Here is a 20,606-nt window from a genome sequence, read left to right as displayed (position 1 = left end):
ATCATCCGTTTCCGGGGGCACCAACGTGGTGTACGGCACGTGTGCGAGACAATGGCGGCATGGAAATGCCGAGGAATGACCGGTCGCAGGAGCACCCGCAGGTCCTTGTAGTGGGCCAGGACGGAATGGCTATCGGCGGCGGTGCCAGTGACGACGAGTCGCGCGAGGTCCCGGTGACGGAAATGGTCGAACAGCCCGCGAAAGTCATGCGCATCGGCAGCATGATCAAGCAGCTTCTGGAGGAGGTCAGGGCGGCTCCTCTCGACGAGGCGAGCCGGGTGCGGCTCAAGGAGATCCACGCCAGCTCCGTCAAGGAGCTGGAGGACGGCCTCGCGCCGGAGCTGGTGGAGGAGCTGGAGCGGCTCTCGCTGCCGTTCACCGAGGAGTCGGTGCCCTCCGAGGCCGAGCTGCGGATCGCGCAGGCTCAGCTGGTGGGCTGGCTGGAGGGCCTCTTCCACGGCATCCAGACAGCGCTGTTCGCCCAGCAGATGGCGGCCCGCGCACAGCTGGAGCAGATGCGCCGCGCGCTGCCGCCCGGGATGACCCACGAGGACGAGGAAGGCGGCGGGGACCCGCACGGTCCGATCCGTTCGGGCCCGTACCTGTAGCCGTATCCGACCGCAGCGAACCAGCGGGGCCCGGCACACATCACGGTGTGTGCCGGGCCCCGCTGTGTACGTTCTGCCTGCTCACGTGCCCGGCGCGACCAGCAGCACCTTGCCGATGTGGGTGCTGGACTCAAGCACGCGGTGCGCCTCGGCGGCGTCCTCCATGGGCACCGCGCGGTCCACGACGGGCCGGACCACCCCGTCGGCGATCAGCGGCCACACATGCTCGCGTACGGCGGCGATGATGGCGGCCTTCTCGCCGAGCGGGCGGCCCCGCAGGGAGGTCGCGGTGACGGCGGCCCGCTTGGTCAGCAGGGCACCGAGGTTCAGCTCGCCCTTCGCACCGCCCTGGAGCCCGATGATCGCCAGGCGGCCGTTGACGGCGAGCGCCTTCACGTTCCGGTCCAGGTACTTGGCGCCGACGATGTCCAGGATGACATCGGCCCCCGCCCCGTCGGTCGCCTTCTCCAGCTCCGCCACGAAGTCCTGCTCGCGGTAGTCGATAAGGATGTCGGCGCCGAGCGCCGCACACTCGGCGAGCTTCTGCGGGCTGCCCGCCGTCACCGCCACCCGGGCGCCGACCGCCTTCGCCAGCTGGATCGCCATCGTGCCGATGCCGCTGGAACCGCCGTGGACGAGGAGGGTCTCACCGGGGCGCAGGTGGGCGACCATGAAGACGTTCGACCAGACGGTCGCGGTCACCTCGGGCAGCGCGGCCGCCGCCGCCAGATCCACGCCGTCCGGTACGGGGAGGAGCTGGCCCACCGGTACGGCGACCTTCTCCGCGTATCCGCCGCCCGACAGCAGCGCGCACACGGCGTCGCCGACCGCCCAGCCGGTCACTCCGGGACCGATCGCCGCGATACGGCCCGCGCACTCCAGACCTGGGTAGGGGGACGCACCGGGCGGCGGGTCGTAGAAGCCCTGCCGCTGGAGGACATCGGCACGGTTGACGGCGCTGGAGACGACCTCGACGAGGACCTCGCCGTCGCCGGGTACGGGATCGGGCACCTCGGCCCAGACGAGCGCCTCGGGGCCACCGGGTTCGGGGATCGTGATCGCATGCATGGCCGCGAGGCTACTCCCGTCGCTGCCCGCCCGCGTGGCTTCAGGGGCGGTGATGCGGCAGGTGGGGCAGGGAGGGGCCGGACGGGCCGGAGCCGGAGGGCGGGGTGGCCCGCACGATGGTGATGACCCGGTCCGTCAGCTGCAACGGGCTGGCCGCCGGATCGTCGTAACCGAGCAGCCGGTGCCCGCGCAGCACACTGACGACCAGGTCGTCGGTCTCCCGGACGCTCTTGCCCACCTCGGCCTTTATCACCGGCCGTTCGACGAGATCGAGGCCGCTGCCCTGCTGGATCAGGTCCTCCATCACCGTGCCCGCGCTCGGGCTGAGGACGGAGAGACCGAGCAGCCGTCCGGCGGCACTTGCACTGGTGATCACCGCGTCGGCACCGGACTGCCGCAGCAGCGGAGCGTTCTCCTCCTCGCGGACCGCCGCCACGATCTTCGCCCTGCGGTTCAGCTGACGCGCGGTCAGCGCGACCAGCACGGCGGTGTCGTCGCGCTGGGTGGCGATGATGATCTGACGCGCCTTCTGGAGCTCGGCCCGCAGCAGAACATCGCTGCGGGTGGCATCACCGAGCACGCCGGTGAAGCCCTCGGCATTGGCCGCCTCGATCACCTTGGAAGCCGGATCGACGACGATGATCTGCTCCTTCCGCAGGCCGGTGGCACAGAGGGTCTGGATCGCCGAACGGCCCTTGGTCCCGAAGCCGACGACGACGGTGTGGTCACGCAAGTTGGATCTCCAACGCTTCAGCCGGAAGTCCTCGCGGGTCCGTTCCGTGAGGACTTCGAGAGTGGTGCCGACCAGGATGATCAGGAACATCACGCGCAGCGGTGTCACGAGCACCACATTGATCAGCCGCGCTCCGTCGCTGTACGGGGTGATGTCGCCGTACCCGGTGGTGGAGAGCGTGACCGTCGCGTAGTAGACCGCGTCCAGCAGGTCGACCTCGCCATCGGCGTTGTCGTTGTACCCCGCGCGGTCGAGCCAGACGATCAGCACCGTCGCGGCCAGCACGAGCAGCGCCATCAGCAGCCGCTTGCCGACCTGCCGGGCCGGACCGTCGACGACCCGGCGGGGGAGCATCACCCGCGTCGGTACGACATGTTCGTCGGCCCGCCTGGCCATCGCGTCCTGGCCGGGAAGTTTCACGTGAAACACCCTTCCGTCCACGGCGTCGCCGGGGCCCATGGGAGATCCAGAATCTCCACCTCGGTGCCGGACCGTACCCCGCCGGCCGGTACGACGGCCAGTCCGTCCGCCGCGGCGATCCCGCGCAGCATGGCGGGGCCGTTGTACCGCAGGGGCGCCACATGGTCCCGGCCGCCCGCACGGCCCACGCAGTGGACCACGGGGACGAGGCGGGTGTCGTGCGGATGTCCGGGCACATCGGCGTGGACGAGCGCCCGGTACGCGTCCTGGGCCGGTCGGCCCGCGAGCCCCGCGAGGAGCGGTTCGGCGAGCGTCAGCAGCCCCGATACGGCGGCGAGCGGGTTGCCGGGCAGCCCGACCAGGTGGGGCCCGTCCGGGGAGAGCCGCGCCAGCAGCATGGGGTGGCCGGGGCGTACGGCGACACCGTCCACCAGCAGCTCGGCGCCGAGGGCGGCCAGGACCGGGTGCACATGGTCGACCGGGCCCGAGGCGGTCCCGCCGGTGGTGACGATCAGGTCGGCGTCGGAGGCGGTGAGGGCCTCGCGCAGCGCCCGGGCGTCGTCCCCGAGGCGGCGGGGGACCGAGACCTCGGCGCCCAGGGCCCGCAGCCAGGGGCCGAGCATGGGGCCGAGGGCGTCACGGATCAGGCCGTCGTGCGGGAGGCCCGCGGCGAGGAGTTCGTCACCGAGTACGAGGACGTCGACGCGGGGGCGGGGGACGGCGGGCAGGGCGTCGTACCCGGCGGCCGCGGCGAGCCCGAGCACCGCCGGGGTGACGACCGTGCCGGCCGGGACCAGCTGGTCGCCCGAGCGGCACTCCTGGCCCCGGGGGCGGATGTCCTGGCCGGTGACGACGGGCCGCCGGGTGGAGACCAGCCTCCTGGCCTCGTCGACCTGGGCGTGCTCGCTGCGGATGACCGCGGTGGTGTCGGCGGGGGTACGGGCTCCGGTGGCGATCCGTACGGCGGTGCCGTCGGGCAGGGCGGGGGCGGGGCTTTCCCCGACCCCTGCGAGCAGGCTCACGCCCTCCTCGTACGTCCAGGGGCCCGGCCCGGCGACGGCCCAGCCGTCCATGGCCGAGGTGTCGAAGGACGGCAGGTCGGTGAGGGCGGCGAGCGGTTCGGCGAGTACGTGGCCCAGGGCGCGGTCGAGCGGCAGCCGGACCACCGCGCGCGGCCCGCCCCGCCCGGCCCGCGCGGCTACGGCCCGCGCGCGGTCCCAGGGGAGGTCCGGGGTGGGGGAGGGGGAGAAGGAGGGGGTGGCCGACGTCGAGTACGGGGGAGGTTGCGGGGAGGGGGAAGGGTGCGGGTCGCCCGCAGCGCCGGTGGGCTCACCGGGGGCCTGGTTGCGCGGCGCCTGGTCGCCCACCTGGCCGTTCACCGGGGTACGCGCGTGGCTACGGCCGCCGACCAGCGCCAGGGCCTGCTCGACGGCCAGCTCCTCCGCCGCGGCGCGCGCCAGGGCACTGTCGGGGCCGGTCGTGCCGTTCCCGGCAGCCGGGATGCTGCCGGGAGTGCCGTTCCGGCCGGGCAGGTCGCCGCCGGGCAGGTCGCCGCCGGTCATCGCGTCCCGGCCTCTCCGCCGCCCGCCTCCGGCCCGGTCCCCTTCGCCGCCCCTTCGGCCTCCCAGCGCAGGGCGAGCGCGGTGGCCTTGCGGGCGGCCTCGGCGACCGCCGCCGCGGCTTCCTCCGGCCCGGCGTCGGCGCTCGCCCTGGCCGCCGCGTACCCGACCAGGAAGGTCGTGAGCGGTGCGGCGGGCCGCGCGACCCCGTGCGCGGCGTCGCGGGCGAGGTCGAGCAGGACATCGGTGTCGACGTCGAGTTCGATTCCCAGTTCGTTCTTGACCGAGGTGATCCATTCGTCCAGCACGGCCCCATGCTCCCTGATCCGGGCCCGGGCGGCGGCGATGTCGTCCCAGGTGTCGCAGTCGAACGCGGCGTGGGGCCCCGCATCGACCCGGGCCAGGTCCAGTTCCCCGGTCAGCAGCCGGAGCGGCAGCCCGGCGAGGCCGCCGTGCTCGGTGGCGAGAAGGGCCAGCTCACGGCGGAGCGGCTCCGAGCGGTAGACGGCGACGAGCGGCTGGTCGCGGCCGTCGGGGTCGGTGCAGAGCGCGCCCTCCCGGCCGTCCGCACCGGCGGCGGCGAGCAGCGCGTCGACCGTGGCCGGCCCGAGGAACGGAAGATCGGCGGAGAGGACGAGCACCCGCTCCGCATCCGTCAGCCGCACCCCCGCTCCGAGCGCGGCCAACGGGCCGCCGCCCTGAGGGACTTCGCGTGTCCAGGTGACCGGTCGCGAGGTGGGCCTGCGGCCGCCCACCACGACGGTCACGCCCGCACCGGAGCAGGCTGCCAGCACCCGGTCGAGCAGCGCGCGGCCGCCGACCCGCACAGCCGGCTTGTCGGCGCCGCCGAGCCGCTTGGCGGCCCCGCCGGCAAGGACGATCACGTCGTAGGCGGTCATACGTCGAGTATGGGCGGCGCCTGGGGCCGACGCCCCCTCCGGGGTGGCCGAAGAGGCCGGTCCGGAGGGGGCGAACACGCGTGACGACAGGCTCTGCCCGACGACAGGCCCTACAGGGTGCGCAGCAGCACCGCCGGCTGCTCCACGCAGTCGGCCACGTACCGGAGGAATCCCCCGGCCGTTCCGCCGTCGCACACCCGGTGGTCGAAGGTGAGCGAGAGCTGGACGACCTGACGTACAGCCAGCTCACCGTCGTGCACCCAGGGCTTGGGCATGATCCGGCCGACGCCGAGCATCGCCGCTTCGGGGTGGTTGATGATCGGCGTCGAACCGTCGACCCCGAACACCCCGTAGTTGTTGAGCGTGAACGTGCCGCCGGTCAGCTGGGCCGGGCTGAGCTTCCCGGTCCGCGCCAGCTCGGTCAGCCGGGCGATCTCGGCCCCGATCGACTCGGAGTTGCGGGTGTGCGCGTCCCGGACGACCGGGACGACGAGGCCCCGCTCCGTCTGGGCGGCGAACCCGAGGTGCACGCCGGGCAGGCGCACGATCTCCCGCGCGGCCGTGTCCACGGTGGAGTTGAGCTCGGGGTACCGGTTCAGCGCCGCCGTGCAGATCCTCGCCAGGAGCGCCAGGACCGACACCTTGAGCCCGCCGGAGGGACCCGACGCGGCGTTCATCGCGGCGCGGGCGGCCATCAGCTCGGTGGCGTCCGCGTCCACCCAGCAGGTGGCTTCCGGGATCTCGCTCCGGCTGCGCGACAGCTTGTCGGCGACCGCCCCGCGCACCCCGCGCAGCGGAATCCGCTCGGCAGCCGGTGCCGCCGCGCCCCCGTGGACCGTGGGCGCCTCCGCCGAGACGGGCTCGGCGGCCGGACGCGTCGCCGCCTCCGTCGCCTCCCCCGCGTGCCGGATCGCGGAATCGACGTCGGCCCGCAGGATCAGCCCGTCGGGGCCCGACCCCGTCAGCCGCCGCAGATCGATGTCGTGCTGCCGGGCCAGGCGGCGTACGAGCGGGGAGACCACGGCCACGGGCCCCTGCCGACCGTTCACTTGGCCGTTCACGCCACCGACCGGAACCGGCGCGGGAGCGGGAGCGGGAGCGAGGGCAGGAGCGAGGGCAGGAGCCGCAGCAGGCACCGGCACGGGCTTGGGCCCAGGCGCGGTCGCGGGCGCAGCCGTGGCGCTGACCCGCTCCGGCCGGATGCGCCGGCGCCGGGCGGCCGGCGCGCCGGTCCCGTACCCCACGAGCACGTTCCCGGACCCACCGGAAGGCTCCTCGGCGGCGGCCCCGTCACCTCCGTGGGAAGAGGCGTCCAGCGCCCCCACGGCGACCGTCAGCAGCGGCGCACCGACCGGGAGTTCGGAACCCTCCTCGCCGAAGCGCGCGGTCACCACGCCCCCGTAGGGGCAGGGGACCTCCACCATCGCCTTGGCCGTCTCGACCTCGACGACGGGCTGGTCGATGGCGACGACATCGCCGACCTCCACCAGCCAGCGCACGATCTCCGCCTCGGTCAGGCCCTCACCGAGGTCCGGCAGCTTGAATTCCAGCACCTGGGCCATCAGCTGTCCGCCTCCCACTGCAACCGCGCCACCGCGTCGAGCACCCGGTCGACTCCCGGCAGATGGTGCCGCTCCAGCATGGGCGGCGGGTAAGGGATGTCGAACCCGGCCACGCGCAGCACCGGGGCCTCCAGGTGGTGGAAGCACCGCTCGGTGATCCGGGCCGCGATCTCGCCGCCGGGGCCCCCGAAACCGGGGGACTCGTGGACGACGACCGCGCGGCCGGTGCGCCGCACCGAGGCGGCGACCGTCTCGTCGTCGAACGGCACCAGCGAACGGAGGTCCACGACTTCGAGGTCCCAGCCCTCCGCGACGGCCGCCTCGGCGGCCTCCATGCAGACCGGCAGGGAGGGACCGTACGTGATCAGCGTGGCGCTGCGCCCGGGGCGGCGGACCACGGCCCTGCCGATCGGCTCGACCGCGGCCGGGGCCTCGGGCGACCAGTCGGCCTTGGACCAGTAGAGCCGCTTGGGCTCCAGGAAGACCACCGGGTCGTCGGAGGCGATGGAGGCCCGCAGCAGGCCGTACGCGTCGTCCACCGTGGCCGGCGTGACGACGTGCAGGCCCGGCGTGGCCATGTAGTACGCCTCCGAGGAGTCGCTGTGGTGCTCGACCCCGCCGATCCCGCCGCCGTAGGGCACCCGCACGGTGATGGGGAGCGGCATGGCTCCCCCGGTGCGGTTGCGCATCTTGGCGACATGGCTGATCAGCTGCTCGAACGCCGGGTAGGCGAAGGCGTCGAACTGCATCTCCACCACGGGCCGCAGCCCGTACATCGCCATGCCGACGGCCGCCCCGAGGATGCCCGCCTCGGCCAGCGGGGTGTCGGTGCACCGGTCGTCGCCGAACTCCTTGGCCAGCCCGTCGGTGATCCGGAAGACCCCGCCCAGGGTGCCGACGTCCTCGCCGAGCACGTGCACGGTGGGGTCCTCGGCCATCGAGTCGCGCAGGGCGCGCCCGAGGGCCTGCGCCATGGTGGCCGGTTTGGTCTTCGCCGTACGTCCGCCGGCTTTCGTCGCCGCGGTGGTCATCGGCTTCCCTCCGCGCTGTGCTCGTGGTCCTGTTCGGCGTCCAGCTCGGCGCGGAGGGCGGCTGCCTGCTCCCGGAGCTGGCTGGTCTGCTCGGCGTAGACATGGGTGAACAGGTCCATCGGCGCCAGCTCCGGATCGGCGTTCATCCGGTCGCGGAGTGCGGCGGCCATGCGCTCGGCGGCCTCCCGGGCCCGCTCGATGCCCTCGTCGTCGAGCAGCCCGCGGCCGGTCAGCTCGCGCTCCAGCAGCTGGACCGGATCGTGCGCCCGCCAGGCCTCGACCTCGCTGTCGACCCGGTAGCGGGTGGCGTCGTCGGCGTTGGTGTGGGCTTCCATGCGGTAGGTGACGGCCTCGACCAGCGTCGGGCCCTCGCCCCGCCTGGCCCGTGCCACGGCCTCGCTCAGCACCTGGTGCACGGCGGCCGCGTCGTTGCCGTCGACCAGCCGGCCCGGCATCCCGTACCCCACGGCCTTGTGGGCGAGGGAGGGGGCGGCGGTCTGCTTGGCCAGGGGTACGGAGATGGCGAAGCCGTTGTTCTGCACGAGGAAGACGACCGGGGCCTTCCAGACGGCCGCGAAGTTCAGCGCTTCGTGGAAGTCGCCCTCGCTGGTGCCGCCGTCGCCGACCATGGCGAGGGCGACGACGTCGTCGCCCTTGAGCCGGGCCGCGTGCGCCAGACCCACCGCGTGCGGCAGCTGGGTGGCGAGCGGGGTGCAGAGCGGGGCGATGCGGTGCTCACGCGGGTCGTAGCCGGTGTGCCGGTCGCCGCGCAGCAGGGTCAGCGCCTCGACCGGGTCGAGCCCGCGCGCCACGGCGGCCAGGGTGTCCCGGTAGCTGGGGAAGAGCCAGTCCCGCTCCTCCAGCACCAGGGCGGCGGCGATCTCGCACGCCTCCTGGCCGGTGCTCGACGGGTAGACGGCCAGACGGCCCTGCTTGGTCAGCGCGGTGGCCTGCGTGTTGTACCGGCGGCCGCGGACCAGCTCGGCGTGGAGCCGGAGCAGCAGCTCGGGGTCCGCGTCGGCGACCGCGTCCGTACCGAGCACCCGGTAGGGCTCCGGGTCCGGGAGCAGCGGGGCGGGGTCGGTGATCGGCTTCCAGGCCGGGGGCGGCGTGGGCCGGTAGGCGGCCGCGCCGGGCAGCTCTTGGACCGTCATGGAAAGCACCTCCAGGCATCGATGGAGATCGAAAGATCGAGGGTGTCGATATGTGTGGTGATGGCAAGAGATGTCGCGAGGGTGTCGCGGATCGGGTGAGGCACCGGTGTGGTGTGCCTCACCTACCGATTGTTCGGTCGCGAGCGCATTTTGGCTACAGGCACCTTCAGCCTGTGGACAAACGGTTCTCCACAGCCTGAGATAGAGGCAGGTCGTCCATAACAGGGAGGCGCGGGCTGATGGCAGCTGAACAAATGGCCGACAGGGGCGAGGATCCCGGCCAGGTCACGCCCGCGGCCACGCCGTCGGCGCCGCCCCCGTCACCGGGCCCGCCGCCCCCCGCGCCCCCGCCCGCGCGCCCCCTGGACGCCATCGACAGCGACATCCTGCGCATCCTCCAGACGGACGGCCGCGCCTCGATACGGTCGGTGGCCGAGCGGGTCCATGTCTCGCGCGCCAACGCCTACTCCCGGATCAACCGGCTGGTGGAGGACGGGGTGATCCGCGGCTTCGGTGCGCGGGTCGACCACGAGCGGGCCGGCCAGGGCGCATCGGCCTACATCACGCTCAAGATCGTGCAGAACTCCTGGCGCACCGTGCGCGAGCAGCTCCAGGCGCTGCCCGGTGCCACGCACATCGCGCTGGTCAGCGGCGACTTCGACGTCCTGCTGCTGGTGCACACGCCGGACAACCGGGCGCTGCGCGAGCTGGTCCTCACCCGGATCCAGTCGATCCCCGAGGTGCTCTCGACGCGCACCCTGCTGGTCTTCGAGGAGACGGACCTGGGCCCGCGCCCGGACCGCCCCGCAGAGCTGGCCTGACCGGGCCGACCGGGCCGGTGCGGGCTCAGCTGTCGCGGTCGCCGTTCGCCCGCATGCCCTCGAAGGCGAGCTGGACGACGGTGTCGGCGAGCTGCTCCTCCCCCGGGAAGCCGCCCGGCTGCGGCCGGTACCACTCGACCAGCGAGTTGACCATGCCGAACAGCAGCCGGGTGGCCAGCCGTATGTCCACATCGGCCCGGAGATCGCCGTCGGCGACCGCGGCCTTCAGCAGCTCGGCCACCCGCTGGTCGAACTCGCGCCGCCGCTCCAGCGCCCAGCGCTCGGTCTTCGTGTTGCCGCGCACCCGCAGCAGCAGCGTGACGTAGGGGACCTCCGCCATCAGCACGTCGACGGTCCGGCGCGTGACGTACTCGACCCGCTCGACCGCGCGCCCGCGCACCGCCCCCGGCTCGTCGAGGATGGCGAAGAGCCCGTCGAGCGCCCGGCTCACGGCCCGGCGCAGCAGCTCCTCCTTGCCCGCCACATGGTGGTAGATGGAGGACTTGGAAATGCCCGCCGCCCTGGAGAGATGCTCCATGGAGGTGCCGTCGTAGCCGCGCTCGTTGAAGACACGAACGGCGACGGTGAGCAGAGTCTCCGGGGTGTACGTGTCCCGCTTGGCCGTGGTCATGTCCGCGATCCTCCCCCATGAGGGATCGTCCCCGCGCAGGCGGGGACCACTGAATTGTCCACAGGTTCCCCGGGCCCCCTTGTCCCGACCGATCGTTCGGTTACTCTAACTCCGTCCGTACGTCCCCGCCCGGCTCGATGAGGAGTTGGTCCGCCATGGCCGCCGCGCTCACCCCCCAGCAGCTGTCCGAGACCCACCGGCCCACGCTCGACCAGGCCCTCGACACGATCGGTACCCGCGCGTACTGGTCGCCGCACCCCGAGCACCCGAAGGCGTACGGGGAGGGCGGCGCCCCGGGCAGTCTGGGAGCGGCCGAGGGCAAGGCCGCTTTCGACGCGGTGCTGAACACCCGGCTCGACCTCGGGCAGCCGGGCACCGACGGCTGGACGGGCGGGGAGACCTCGCCGTACGGGCCGGAGCTCGGCGTCGAGTATCCGCACGCCGACGTGGACGTCCTGCTCCCGGCGATGCGGGCCGGCACGGGCGCCTGGCGGGCGGCGGGTCCCGAGACCCGGGCCCTGGTCTGTCTGGAGATCCTGTCGCGGATCGGCGCCCGCACCCATGAGCTGGCCCACGCCGTGATGCACACGAGCGGCCAGGCCTTCATGATGGCGTTCCAGGCAGGCGGCCCGCACGCGCAGGACCGTGGCCTGGAAGCCGTCGCGTACGCCTATCAGGAGCAGGTCCGCACGCCGGAGACCGCGGACTGGTCGAAGCCGCAGGGCAAACGCGACCCGCTGAAGCTGACGAAGTCGTTCACCACGACCGGCCGCGGGATCTCGCTGCTCATCGGCTGCAACACCTTCCCCACCTGGAACGGCTACCCGGGCCTCTTCGCCTCGCTCGCCACGGGCAACCCGGTGCTGGTGAAGCCGCACCCCAGGGCCGTGCTGCCGCTGGCGCTCACCGTGCGGATCGCCCGTGAGGTGCTGGCCGAGGCGGGCTTCGACCCCAACCTGGTCGCGCTCGCCGCCGAGCGGCCGGGCGAGGGCATCGCCAAGACCCTCGCGGTCCGCCCCGAGATCCGGATCATCGACTACACCGGCTCCACCGCCTTCGGCGACTGGCTGGAGGCCAACGCCCGCCAGGCGCAGGTCTACACGGAGAAGGCCGGGGTCAACACGATCGTCGTCGACTCCACCGACGACTACCGGGGCATGCTCGCCAACCTGGCGTTCTCCCTCTCGCTCTACAGCGGCCAGATGTGCACCACCCCGCAGAACCTGCTGATCCCCCGGGACGGCATCACCACGGACGACGGCGCCAAGTCGTACGACGACGTGGTCAACGACATCGCGGCGGCCGTCACCGGACTCCTCGGCGACGACGCCCGCGCGGCGGCCCTGCTCGGCGCGCTGGTCAACCCGGACGTCAAGGCCCGGGTGGAGGCGGCCGGTGAGCTGGGCGAGGTGGCCCTGGACTCGCGTACGGTCGCCAACGCCGAATTCCCCGACGCCGTCGTCCGTACGCCGGTCGTCGTCAAGCTGGACTCCACCAAGACCGACGAGGACGCGGCCTACCTCTCGGAGTGCTTCGGCCCGGTCTCCTTCGCCGTGGCGGTCGAGTCGACGTCCGCCGCCCTGGACCTGCTCCGCCGCACGATCCGCGAGAAGGGCGCGATGACGGTCGGCGCCTACACCACCTCCGCCGAGGTGGAGCGGGCGATCGAGGACGTCTGCCTGGACGAGTCGGCCCAGCTCTCGCTGAACCTGACCGGCGGGGTCTACGTCAACCAGACGGCCGCGTTCTCCGACTTCCACGGTTCGGGCGGCAACCCGGCGGCCAACGCGGCCCTGTGCGACGCGGCCTTCGTCGCCAACCGCTTCCGGGTGGTCGAGGTGCGCCGCCAGGCGTAGCTAGCGGGCGTCCCGGGGGTCGGGGACATCGGCGTAGCGCTGCACCCAGGCGTGCATCGCGATCGCGGCCGCGGCCCCCGCGTTGATGGACCGGGTCGAGCCGAACTGGGCGATCGAGCACACCATCGAGGCGTGCTCGCGCGCCTCCTCGGTCAGGCCCGGCCCCTCCTGCCCGAACAGCAGCACACACCGGCGCGGCAGCTCGGTCCGCTCCAGCGGTACGGCGCCGGGGAGGTTGTCGATCCCGATGATCGGCAGCCCCTCGGCCGCCGCCCACGTGGTCAGGTCCGCCGTGTCCGGGTGGTGGCGCACATGCTGGTAGCGGTCGGTGACCATGGCGCCGCGCCGGTTCCACCGCCGCCGGCCCACGATGTGGATCTCCTTGGCGAGGAAGGCGTTGGCGGTCCGCACCACCGAGCCGATGTTGAAGTCGTGGCCCCAGTTCTCCACGGCCACATGGAAGTCGTGCCGCCGCAGGTCGAGATCGGCGACGATCGCCTCCCGCGTCCAGTAGCGGTACGCGTCACCGACGTTGCGCCGGTCGCCGAGGGCGAGCAGCTCGGGGTCGTAACGCTCGCCCTCGGGCCAGGGCAGCGGGTGCGGCCCGACGCCGATCTCCTGGCCGTAGCCGTCGTCGTACTGGACGGGCTCCGCCGGGACGGGGTCCACGGGCGGGGGCTCCGGTGCCGAGAGGTCTGGGGTACTGCCGGTTCTGCCGGTCTCGCTGCTCACCCGACGAGCGTATGGCCCCCGCCGGTGCCGTGCGGCGGGGCCTCCCCCGTACCGCTGCGGCCTTCGCCGCCCGGCCCGGCCGCGTCGGGCGCCGGCCGTGCGCCGGGAACGCCCGGACCGCCCGGCTCCTTCCGCCCCCGCCGGAACCGGGAGGCCAGGGGCAGCCGCGCGAGCACCGAGGCCCGGCCGCCCAGCCACACGAGGAAGACCGTCGGCAGGAACACCGCGTCCGCCGCGATCATCGCCATCGAGAAGAACGGCAGCCCGAGCAGCAGGGCGATCCCGGCGTGCTCGCCGATCATCATGACCAGCAGGACGTTCTTGATCCGCCGGTTGAACAGGGTGAACGGGAACGCGACCTGGACGACGACCGTCGCGTACGTCAGCACCATCACCATCAGCCCGCTGGAGGCGAGCACGTCGGAGAGGGCGGGCCACGGGGTGAAGTAGTCGAGCTTGAGCGGGTAGTAGAGCGCGGTGCCGTCCTGCCAGCGCGAGCCCTGGATCTTGTACCAGCCGGCGGTCGCGTAGATCAGGCAGACCTCGACCATGATCACGACGAGCGTGGCGTTGTGGGTGAGGTTGGCCAGCACATCGAGCAGGGCGCGCTGCTGCCCTTGCGGCGCGTAGCGCTCGGCGGCCCACCAGGCGGCGGCGGAGAGCCAGAGGGTCCACAGCAGGACCGGGAACCACCAGGTCCCGCCGAGGCCATCCATCAGCGTGGCCCCCAGCAGGACCGGGCCGAGGACCGCCCAGAGCACCGGGCCCACGACGTCCCGCCGGGTCGGCAGGCCCGCCGCGCCGCGCTCCGCGTCGCGGGCGGCGCGCCGGGCGTCCAGCGACCAGACCTGGGCGCAGCGCGTCAGCACGAGGTAGATCGCCATCAGGTGGATGACGTTGTCGCCGCCGTCGCCCATGAAGACGCTGCGGTTCTGTACGGAGAGCACGCCGACCATGAAGAGGACCGACATGGTCCGGGTGCGCCACCCCAGGAGCAGGGCGGCGGCGGAGAGCACGGTGAGCGCGTACACCGCCTCGAACCAGAGGGTGCTGTCCGACCAGAGGAGGACGGAGAAGGCGTCGTTCCCGGCGGTGAGCCGGCGGGCCAGGTCCCAGTGCCACGGGCTGTCGGGGCCGTACAGCTCATGGCGGTGCGGCAGCTCGCGCAGCAGGAAGAACAGGTAGGTGGCGGCGAAGCCGATCCGGATGACGGCGCTCTGGTACGGGCCGAGGGCACAGACGGTGATCCGCTGGAGGGCGCGGGCCAGAGCCGCTCCGGCGGCGGCGATGCGGTCCGGGGCGCCGGGGTCCGGAGCGTGGGCGGGCCGGGCGGCCGGTGGTGCGGTGGGCGGGGTGGTCACTTGTCCCCCTCCTCGGCGCGCGCCGCGTCACGCGGGGCGGGCAGATCGTCGGGGGTCACGTTCCACCAGGGGAGTACGCGGTAGCCGGGCCGGGTGTCGGCCTTCTCGGGGGCCCACGAGGGCGGGGCGATCAGGCTGGTGGCCGACCTCATCTGGATGCGTTCGACCGTGCCGCCCAGGTCGCGTTCGCTCAGCTGCAGCATCGCGATGCGCCGGACGTACCGCTCGGAGAGTTCGCCGCGCAGGCCGTTGGGCTTGTCCTGGTTGTCGTGCGAGTTCACGTAGAAGTCCCAGCCCCGGCGGAGCTCGTTCTGGTTCACATGGCTGGGGAGGAGACTGCCGCGTATCGCGTCGGCGTCCGCTTCGGTGAGGCTGATCCAGTCGGTGGTGCGGCGCCCGTCCGCCCCGGACACCTCGGCCCGGACGTGGACGGCGATGTTCTGCTGGAGCGGGTTGGGAGCGAAGAGCTTCCAGTTCTGCTCGAACTCCGGGTAGATCCAGTCGTCGACCGTCTTCCCGTGCTGCTTGGTCAGCGTGTTGGACGGGGCGACGTGCAGGAAGACCATCGCCACCTGTGCGCAGGCCAGGAGCCCGATGAGGGAGAGCGCCAGGGCGGCGACGACCTGGTAGCCGAACGAGAGCCCGGCTATGCCCGCGCCGGTCACGGGGGGGCCGGGAACCGGTGCCGGAGCCTCCGCTTCGGGCGCCGGAGTGTCCGGTCCGGCCTGCCCGGGGCTCACGGCCTGCGGCCGGACGTCCTCGTGCCCGCTGCCGGAATCCCCGCGCCCGGAGCTCCCGTCGTGGTTCGCATCCATCCCGCCCCGTTCACGATCGATCACCACTCGGTTATCCACAGGGTTGACACCCTACGGGCCTCCGACCGACCATTGAAGTCAATGAACCGAACGATCGGTCGGTAGGGAGCCCGGGATGGCGGCAGTGACTGCGGACCAGAAGACGCAGAGCACCTCAGGCACGGCGAAAGCGGCAGGGACGGTGGCGGGCACGGCCGGGGACCCGGCGGACGCGGCACGCCTCGCGGCCTTCGACGCGGCCGTGGCGGCCGACGACCGCATCGAGCCGCGCGACTGGATGCCCGAGGCCTATCGCGCCACGCTGGTCCGCCAGATGGCCCAGCACGCCCACTCGGAAATCATCGGCATGCAGCCCGAGGCCAACTGGATCACCCGCGCGCCCTCGCTGCGCCGCAAGGCGATCCTGATGGCCAAGGTGCAGGACGAGGCCGGACACGGTCTGTATCTCTACAGCGCGGCCGAGACGCTGGGCACCAGCCGCGAGGAGCTGCTCGACAAGCTTCACGCCGGTCGCCAGCGCTATTCGTCGATCTTCAACTACCCCACCCTGACCTGGGCCGATGTCGGCGCGATCGGCTGGCTGGTGGACGGCGCGGCCATCACCAACCAGGTGCCGCTCTGCCGCTGCTCCTACGGACCCTACGCCCGCGCGATGGTCCGCATCTGCAAGGAGGAGTCCTTCCACCAGCGCCAGGGTTACGAGCTGCTGCTCGCCCTCAGCCGCGGCACCGAGGCCCAGCACGCGATGGCCCAGGACGCGGTGGACCGCTGGTGGTGGCCGTCCCTGATGATGTTCGGCCCGCCCGACGACGCGTCGTCCCATTCCGAGCAGTCGATGGCCTGGAAGATCAAGCGGCACTCCAACGACGAGCTGCGGCAGCGCTTCGTGGACATCTGCGTGCCCCAGGCCGAGGCGCTGGACCTCACCCTGCCGGACCCCGACATCCGGTGGAACGAGGAGCGCGGACAGCACGACTTCGGCGCGATCGACTGGACGGAGTTCCAGGAGGTCCTCAAGGGCAACGGCCCGTGCAACGAACAGCGGATCACCCAGCGGCGCAAGGCCCACGAAGAGGGCGCCTGGGTCCGGGACGCGGCCGCCGCGTACGCCGCCAAGCACACCCCGTCCGCACAGCACGCACACCAGGCACCGCAGGCACATCAGGCACCGCACGTGGAGGAGACGGCATGAGCAGCTCGACCGACTGGCCGCTGTGGGAGGTGTTCGTGCGCTCCCGGCGCGGGCTGTCCCACACCCACGCGGGCAGCCTCCACGCGCCCGACGCCGAGATGGCCCTGCGCAACGCGCGCGACCTCTACACCCGCCGCTCCGAAGGCGTCTCGATCTGGGTGGTCCCCTCCACACAGATCACCGCCTCCTCCCCCGACGAGAAGGACTCGTTCTTCGAGCCGGCCGGGGACAAGCCCTACCGCCACCCGACCTTCTACGAGATCCCGGACGGGGTGAAGCACCTGTGAGCGCGGCCCTCGCCCTCGGCGACGACGCGCTGGTGCTCTCGCACCGGCTGGGGGAGTGGGCCGGCCACGCCCCCGTCCTGGAGGAGGACGTGGCCCTCGCCAACATCGCACTGGACCTGCTGGGGCAGGCGCGGGTGCTGCTCTCCCTCGTCGGTGACGAGGACGAGCTGGCCTATCTCCGCGAGGAGCGGGCCTTCCGCAACCTCCAACTGGTCGAGCAGCCGAACGGGGACTTCGCCCACACCATCGCCCGGCAGCTCTACTTCTCGGTCTACCAGCACCTGCTGTACGAGCGGCTGGCGGCCGGGGGCGGCGAGTTCGCGGACCTCGCGGCGAAGGCCGTCAAGGAGGTCGCCTACCACCGCGACCACGCCGAGCAGTGGGTGCTGCGGCTCGGGGACGGCACCGCCGAGAGCCATGAGCGGATGCAGGCCGGCCTGGAGGCGCTCTGGCGCTTCACCGACGAGATGTTCCAGCCGGTGGAAGGGCTGGACGACACCGGCTCCGGCCTCGACCACCAGGAGCTGGAGCGCACCTGGCTCGCCGCCGTCACCGGCACCGTGGAGCGGGCCACGCTGACGCTGCCGACCGGGCCGCGGGCCGGGGCCTGGGCGGCGGGCGCGGGGCGACAGGGCCTGCACACCGAGCCGTTCGGCCGGATGCTCGCCGAGATGCAGCACCTGCACCGCAGCCACCCGGGGGCGTCATGGTGACCGACACCCCGCTGGAGGCGGAGCTGCGCTCCCTCGCCGGTTCCGTCCCGGACCCGGAGCTCCCGGTGCTGACCCTGGCCGAGCTCGGCATCCTGCGGGGCGTGGACGTGGAGGGCCCGGGCCGGGTGACCGTGCGGCTCACCCCGACGTACACAGGCTGCCCGGCGATCGAGGCCATGTCCGCCGACATCGAGCGGGTGCTGCACGACCACGGTGTGCCGGAGGTCTCCGTGGTCACGGTGCTCGCACCGGCCTGGTCGACCGACGACATCAGCGCCGAAGGGCGCCGCAAGCTCGCCGAGTTCGGCATAGCGCCCCCGCGCGCCCACAGCGCTGACGGCGGCCCGGTGCCCCTGACGCTCTCGGTGCGCTGCCCGCACTGCGGCTCCACGGACACCGAGCTGCTCAGCCGGTTCTCCTCCACGGCGTGCAAGGCCCTCCGCCGCTGCGTCGCCTGCCGTGAGCCGTTCGACCACTTCAAGGAGTTGTAGATGTTCCATCCGCTCCGGGTCAGCGCGATCGAACGGATCACGGACGATGCGGTGGCCGTCACCTTCGCCGTGCCGGCCGAGCTGCGCGAGACCTTCCGCCACACCCCCGGCCAGCATCTGAACGTGCGCTACAGCGTGGACGGCAAGGAGATCCGCCGCTCCTACTCGATCTGCGCACCGGCCGCCGAGCAGCCCGCCGCACCGGTGGTGCGGGTCGGCATCCGCGGGGTCGAGGGCGGGGCGTTCTCCACCTACGCCCTGAAGGAGCTGTCCGTCGGGGACCGGGTGGAGGCCATGCCTCCGATGGGCCGCTTCGTCCTGAAGCCGCGTCCGGGTCTCTTCGCGGCGGTGGTCGGCGGCAGCGGGATCACGCCGGTGCTGTCGATGGCGGCCACGCTCCTGGCCAAGGAGGAGAAGGCGCGGTTCTGCCTGATCCGCAGCGACCGCACGGCGGCCTCCACGATGTTCCTGGACGAGGTGGCCGACCTCAAGGACCGCTACCCGGACCGCTTCCAGCTGGTCACCGCGCTCTCCCGGGAGGAGCAGTCGGCCGGGCTCCCCTCCGGCCGCCTGGACACCGAGCGGCTCACCTCGCTGCTGCCGGCGGTGCTTCCGGTGGCGGACGTGGCCGGCTGGTTCCTGTGCGGGCCGCTGGGCCTCGTACGGGGGACGGAGAGCGCCCTGCGCGCGCTCGGCGTCGACCGGACCCGGGTCCACCAGGAGATCTTCCACGTCGACGACGGCCCGTCCGACGTCACAGTGGTCAAGGTCGCCGCCCCCTCCGACTCCACCCTGACGGCCACCTTGCACGGCCGCTCGGGCAGCTGGCCCGTGAAGGAGACGGAATCGCTGCTGGAGACGGTGTTGCGGAGCCGTTCGGACGCTCCGTACGCCTGCAAGGGCGGGGTCTGCGGGACCTGCCGGGCGTTCCTCGTCTCGGGGGAGGTCCGGATGGAACGGAACTTCGCGCTGGAACCGGAGGAGACGGACGCGGGCTTCGTGCTGGCCTGCCAGTCGCATCCGCTCACCCCGGAGGTGGAGCTGGACTTCGACCGCTGAGGCTGTTCCCTCCCGTAGAACCTGTTCCCTTCTCCTAGAACCTGTTCTATCTTGACGGCCCGCCAGGGACCGCCAACGGGAGGCCGGAACAGTGGACTTCACCTTCACCGAGGAACAGCAGGCAGCCGTGGAGGCGGCCCGGGCGGTCTTCTCCGGCGTCACGCCCGACGCCGTGCCCAGCCCCGCCCTGACCCCGGGCGCCGTGGCCGAGGACATCGACCGCCGGCTGTGGGGCGAGCTCGCGAGTTCGGACCTGCTGGGCCTCACGCTCTCCGAGGAGTACGGGGGCGCCGGGCTCGACCCGGTCGCGCTCTGCCTGGTCCTGCGCGAGTCGGCCAAGGTCCTGGCCAGGGTCCCGCTGCTGGAGAGCTGCGCGGTGGCGATGGCCGTCGAGCGGTACGGGGAGAGCGCCCTCGCGGCGGAGCTGCTGCCCCGGGCCGCCAGGGGCGAGCTGATCCTGACCGCCGGGGCAAACGGGCGCACCGGCCACGACCCGGCCGAACTCGCCGTCACCGCACGGCCGGAGGGCCCCGGGGCAGCTCCTTCGGGCTGGGTGCTGGACGGCGTGCAGTCGGCGGTCCCCTGGGCCCAGGCGGCCGACCTGATCGCGGTGCCCGCCCACACCGGCGAGGGCCGGGCCGTCCTGGCCCTCGTGGACCCGACCCGCGAGGGCGTCACCCTCGCGGACCAGGTCTCCACCAGCGGCGAACGGCTGGCGGAGGTCCGGCTCGACTCCGTACGCGTAGAAGCGCGTGAACTGATCGACGCACCCGGTGCCTGGGACCGGCTGCGGGCCCTGCTCACCACGGGGACCTGCGCGCTGGCCCTCGGGCTGGGCGAGCGGGTGCTCGCGATGACCGCCGAATACACCGGCAAGCGCGAGCAGTTCGGGTTCCCCGTCGCCACTTTCCAGGCGGTGGCGGTGCAGGCCGCCGACCGGTACATCGACCTGCGGGCGATGGAGGTGACGCTCTGGCAGGCCGCCTGGCGGATCTCCTCCGGCGCCGGGGGCCCGCTGCCCGCCGCGGGTGACATCGCCGTGGCGAAGATCTGGGCCTCCGGCGGGGTGCGCCGCATCGTGCAGACCGCCCAGCACCTGCACGGCGGCTTCGGCGCGGACACCGACTACCCGCTGCACCGCTTCCACGCCTGGGCGAAGCAGATCGAGCTCTCCCTCGGCCCGGCGGCGGCCCACGAGGAGGCGCTGGGCGACCTGCTGGCCGCCCACCCGCTGAGCTGACGGGCCAGGAGCCTGCCGGCGCAGACGTCAGAGCACGAAGGCCGAGGCCCCGTTCTCCGTGACCATCGGGCGCCCGGCCCCGTCCCAGGAGAGCATGCCGCCGTCGATGTTCACGGCGTCGATCCCCTGCTGGACCAGGTACTGCGTGACCTGGGCGGACCGGCCGCCGACCCGGCACATCACGTGGACGCGCCGGCCGTCCCCGGCGGCCTCGGTGAGCTCACCGAAACGGCCCACGAAGTCGCTCATCGGAATGTGCAGCGCACCCTCGACATGACCGGCCGCCCACTCGTCGTTCTCGCGGACGTCCAGGATCAGGCCGTCCGACGGCACCTCCGCGACGTCCATCGAGGGCAGCGGGGCGAAATTCATGG

The 20,606-nt window shown here is 72.8% G+C and carries 21 protein-coding genes; 9 read left to right on the top strand and 12 right to left on the bottom strand.

Going from position 1 to position 20,606, the window contains the following annotated elements; genetic code table 11:
- The first annotated feature begins 59 nt into the window (after window positions 1–59).
- Window positions 60–608, top strand: coding sequence for a bacterial proteasome activator family protein (locus tag ACK8N7_RS18640; RefSeq protein ID WP_078618696.1), 549 nt, complete (start codon window positions 60–62; stop codon window positions 606–608).
- Window positions 609–689: 81 nt separating this feature from the next.
- On the opposite strand, the gene ACK8N7_RS18635 is transcribed toward ACK8N7_RS18640, so the two are convergent.
- The 7 genes from ACK8N7_RS18635 to pdhA all read right to left on the bottom strand — a co-directional run bounded on the left by ACK8N7_RS18635 (window position 690) and on the right by pdhA (window position 9,034).
- Entirely contained in the window at window positions 690–1,676 is a 987-nt protein-coding gene (locus ACK8N7_RS18635; RefSeq protein WP_403213534.1) for an NAD(P)H-quinone oxidoreductase, read from the bottom strand.
- Between the two features lie 40 nt (window positions 1,677–1,716).
- Window positions 1,717–2,868, bottom strand: coding sequence for a potassium channel family protein (locus ACK8N7_RS18630; protein WP_403213536.1), 1,152 nt, complete (start codon window positions 2,866–2,868; stop codon window positions 1,717–1,719).
- Window positions 2,826–4,391 (bottom strand): molybdopterin molybdotransferase MoeA, encoded by a 1,566-nt coding sequence (locus ACK8N7_RS18625; RefSeq protein ID WP_500443298.1) that lies wholly within the window; start codon window positions 4,389–4,391, stop codon window positions 2,826–2,828. Before ACK8N7_RS18625 ends, ACK8N7_RS18630 begins: the two co-directional genes overlap by 43 nt.
- On the bottom strand, window positions 4,388–5,287 hold the full coding sequence (locus ACK8N7_RS18620) for an NTP transferase domain-containing protein (protein ID WP_500443296.1): 900 nt from the start codon (window positions 5,285–5,287) through the stop codon (window positions 4,388–4,390). Before ACK8N7_RS18620 ends, ACK8N7_RS18625 begins: the two co-directional genes overlap by 4 nt.
- Window positions 5,288–5,397: 110 nt before the next feature.
- A complete protein-coding gene (locus tag ACK8N7_RS18615; RefSeq protein WP_500443294.1) occupies window positions 5,398–6,849 on the bottom strand; it encodes a dihydrolipoamide acetyltransferase family protein in 1,452 nt (483 codons plus the stop codon).
- Window positions 6,849–7,880, bottom strand: coding sequence for an alpha-ketoacid dehydrogenase subunit beta (locus tag ACK8N7_RS18610; protein ID WP_015609775.1), 1,032 nt, complete (start codon window positions 7,878–7,880; stop codon window positions 6,849–6,851). Before ACK8N7_RS18610 ends, ACK8N7_RS18615 begins: the two co-directional genes overlap by 1 nt.
- A complete protein-coding gene (pdhA, locus tag ACK8N7_RS18605) occupies window positions 7,877–9,034 on the bottom strand; it encodes a pyruvate dehydrogenase (acetyl-transferring) E1 component subunit alpha (protein WP_403213544.1) in 1,158 nt (385 codons plus the stop codon). The genes ACK8N7_RS18610 and pdhA overlap by 4 nt, the downstream gene beginning before the upstream one ends.
- A gap of 239 nt (window positions 9,035–9,273) precedes the next feature.
- Here pdhA and ACK8N7_RS18600 point away from each other — a divergent pair, with 239 nt between their 5' ends.
- Window positions 9,274–9,855 (top strand): Lrp/AsnC family transcriptional regulator, encoded by a 582-nt coding sequence (locus ACK8N7_RS18600; protein ID WP_500443291.1) that lies wholly within the window; start codon window positions 9,274–9,276, stop codon window positions 9,853–9,855.
- Window positions 9,856–9,880: 25 nt separating this feature from the next.
- On the opposite strand, the gene ACK8N7_RS18595 is transcribed toward ACK8N7_RS18600, so the two are convergent.
- Window positions 9,881–10,486 (bottom strand): TetR/AcrR family transcriptional regulator, encoded by a 606-nt coding sequence (locus tag ACK8N7_RS18595; RefSeq protein WP_403213548.1) that lies wholly within the window; start codon window positions 10,484–10,486, stop codon window positions 9,881–9,883.
- A gap of 155 nt (window positions 10,487–10,641) precedes the next feature.
- Between ACK8N7_RS18595 and paaN the strand changes: the two genes are divergently transcribed.
- Window positions 10,642–12,342: a phenylacetic acid degradation protein PaaN gene (gene paaN / locus ACK8N7_RS18590; RefSeq protein WP_403213550.1), complete on the top strand. Its 1,701-nt coding sequence runs from the start codon at window positions 10,642–10,644 to the stop codon at window positions 12,340–12,342.
- On the opposite strand, the gene ACK8N7_RS18585 is transcribed toward paaN, so the two are convergent.
- From ACK8N7_RS18585 to ACK8N7_RS18575, 3 genes are read right to left on the bottom strand one after another with little or no spacing between them, the layout of a single operon-like run.
- A complete protein-coding gene (locus tag ACK8N7_RS18585) occupies window positions 12,343–13,074 on the bottom strand; it encodes a TrmH family RNA methyltransferase (protein ID WP_403213552.1) in 732 nt (243 codons plus the stop codon).
- A complete protein-coding gene (locus ACK8N7_RS18580; RefSeq protein ID WP_500443288.1) occupies window positions 13,071–14,435 on the bottom strand; it encodes an HTTM domain-containing protein in 1,365 nt (454 codons plus the stop codon). The genes ACK8N7_RS18585 and ACK8N7_RS18580 overlap by 4 nt, the downstream gene beginning before the upstream one ends.
- Window positions 14,432–15,250, bottom strand: coding sequence for a DUF5819 family protein (locus tag ACK8N7_RS18575; protein ID WP_403213924.1), 819 nt, complete (start codon window positions 15,248–15,250; stop codon window positions 14,432–14,434). The genes ACK8N7_RS18580 and ACK8N7_RS18575 overlap by 4 nt, the downstream gene beginning before the upstream one ends.
- A 115-nt stretch (window positions 15,251–15,365) precedes the next feature.
- Between ACK8N7_RS18575 and paaA the strand changes: the two genes are divergently transcribed.
- The 6 genes from paaA (at window position 15,366) to ACK8N7_RS18545 (ending at window position 20,232) form a co-directional block, all read left to right on the top strand.
- Window positions 15,366–16,442, top strand: a complete 1,077-nt coding sequence (gene paaA / locus ACK8N7_RS18570) for a 1,2-phenylacetyl-CoA epoxidase subunit PaaA (protein ID WP_403213556.1) — start codon at window positions 15,366–15,368, stop codon at window positions 16,440–16,442.
- A complete protein-coding gene (paaB, locus tag ACK8N7_RS18565) occupies window positions 16,439–16,729 on the top strand; it encodes a 1,2-phenylacetyl-CoA epoxidase subunit PaaB (protein ID WP_015609784.1) in 291 nt (96 codons plus the stop codon). The genes paaA and paaB overlap by 4 nt, the downstream gene beginning before the upstream one ends.
- A complete protein-coding gene (gene paaC, locus ACK8N7_RS18560) occupies window positions 16,726–17,442 on the top strand; it encodes a 1,2-phenylacetyl-CoA epoxidase subunit PaaC (RefSeq protein ID WP_500443286.1) in 717 nt (238 codons plus the stop codon). The genes paaB and paaC overlap by 4 nt, the downstream gene beginning before the upstream one ends.
- On the top strand, window positions 17,436–17,933 hold the full coding sequence (gene paaD / locus ACK8N7_RS18555; RefSeq protein WP_500443284.1) for a 1,2-phenylacetyl-CoA epoxidase subunit PaaD: 498 nt from the start codon (window positions 17,436–17,438) through the stop codon (window positions 17,931–17,933). The genes paaC and paaD overlap by 7 nt, the downstream gene beginning before the upstream one ends.
- On the top strand, window positions 17,934–18,992 hold the full coding sequence (locus ACK8N7_RS18550) for a 2Fe-2S iron-sulfur cluster-binding protein (RefSeq protein ID WP_500443283.1): 1,059 nt from the start codon (window positions 17,934–17,936) through the stop codon (window positions 18,990–18,992).
- A gap of 91 nt (window positions 18,993–19,083) precedes the next feature.
- Complete coding sequence (locus tag ACK8N7_RS18545) at window positions 19,084–20,232, top strand: acyl-CoA dehydrogenase family protein (RefSeq protein ID WP_500443281.1); 1,149 nt, start codon at window positions 19,084–19,086, stop codon at window positions 20,230–20,232.
- A 27-nt stretch (window positions 20,233–20,259) separates the two neighbouring features.
- Here the strand turns inward: ACK8N7_RS18545 and ACK8N7_RS18540 are convergent, their stop codons facing one another.
- Window positions 20,260–20,604 (bottom strand): rhodanese-like domain-containing protein, encoded by a 345-nt coding sequence (locus tag ACK8N7_RS18540; RefSeq protein WP_403213566.1) that lies wholly within the window; start codon window positions 20,602–20,604, stop codon window positions 20,260–20,262.
- Between the last annotated feature and the right edge of the window lie 2 nt (window positions 20,605–20,606).

Origin of the sequence: Streptomyces griseobrunneus, from assembly GCF_046713465.1 — a bacterium.
Taxonomy (GTDB): domain Bacteria; phylum Actinomycetota; class Actinomycetes; order Streptomycetales; family Streptomycetaceae; genus Streptomyces; species Streptomyces microflavus.
The sequence above is the reverse complement of the archived record's forward strand: the minus strand, read 5'-3'. Positions and strand labels throughout refer to the sequence as shown.

Bases quoted from the DNA above. Each gene is read 5' to 3' on its own strand.
- ACK8N7_RS18640 (WP_078618696.1), top strand. From the start codon at position 60: ATGGAAATGCCGAGGAATGACCGGTCGCAGGAGCACCCGCAGGTCCTT.
- ACK8N7_RS18635 (WP_403213534.1), bottom strand. From the start codon at position 1,676: ATGCATGCGATCACGATCCCCGAACCCGGTGGCCCCGAGGCGCTCGTC.
- ACK8N7_RS18630 (WP_403213536.1), bottom strand. From the start codon at position 2,868: ATGGGCCCCGGCGACGCCGTGGACGGAAGGGTGTTTCACGTGAAACTT.
- ACK8N7_RS18625 (WP_500443298.1), bottom strand. From the start codon at position 4,391: ATGACCGGCGGCGACCTGCCCGGCGGCGACCTGCCCGGCCGGAACGGC.
- ACK8N7_RS18620 (WP_500443296.1), bottom strand. From the start codon at position 5,287: ATGACCGCCTACGACGTGATCGTCCTTGCCGGCGGGGCCGCCAAGCGG.
- ACK8N7_RS18615 (WP_500443294.1), bottom strand. From the start codon at position 6,849: ATGGCCCAGGTGCTGGAATTCAAGCTGCCGGACCTCGGTGAGGGCCTG.
- ACK8N7_RS18610 (WP_015609775.1), bottom strand. From the start codon at position 7,880: ATGACCACCGCGGCGACGAAAGCCGGCGGACGTACGGCGAAGACCAAA.
- pdhA (WP_403213544.1), bottom strand. From the start codon at position 9,034: ATGACGGTCCAAGAGCTGCCCGGCGCGGCCGCCTACCGGCCCACGCCG.
- ACK8N7_RS18600 (WP_500443291.1), top strand. From the start codon at position 9,274: ATGGCAGCTGAACAAATGGCCGACAGGGGCGAGGATCCCGGCCAGGTC.
- ACK8N7_RS18595 (WP_403213548.1), bottom strand. From the start codon at position 10,486: ATGACCACGGCCAAGCGGGACACGTACACCCCGGAGACTCTGCTCACC.
- paaN (WP_403213550.1), top strand. From the start codon at position 10,642: ATGGCCGCCGCGCTCACCCCCCAGCAGCTGTCCGAGACCCACCGGCCC.
- ACK8N7_RS18575 (WP_403213924.1), bottom strand. From the start codon at position 15,250: ATGGATGCGAACCACGACGGGAGCTCCGGGCGCGGGGATTCCGGCAGC.
- paaA (WP_403213556.1), top strand. From the start codon at position 15,366: ATGGCGGCAGTGACTGCGGACCAGAAGACGCAGAGCACCTCAGGCACG.
- paaB (WP_015609784.1), top strand. From the start codon at position 16,439: ATGAGCAGCTCGACCGACTGGCCGCTGTGGGAGGTGTTCGTGCGCTCC.
- paaD (WP_500443284.1), top strand. From the start codon at position 17,436: ATGGTGACCGACACCCCGCTGGAGGCGGAGCTGCGCTCCCTCGCCGGT.
- ACK8N7_RS18550 (WP_500443283.1), top strand. From the start codon at position 17,934: ATGTTCCATCCGCTCCGGGTCAGCGCGATCGAACGGATCACGGACGAT.
- ACK8N7_RS18540 (WP_403213566.1), bottom strand. From the start codon at position 20,604: ATGAATTTCGCCCCGCTGCCCTCGATGGACGTCGCGGAGGTGCCGTCG.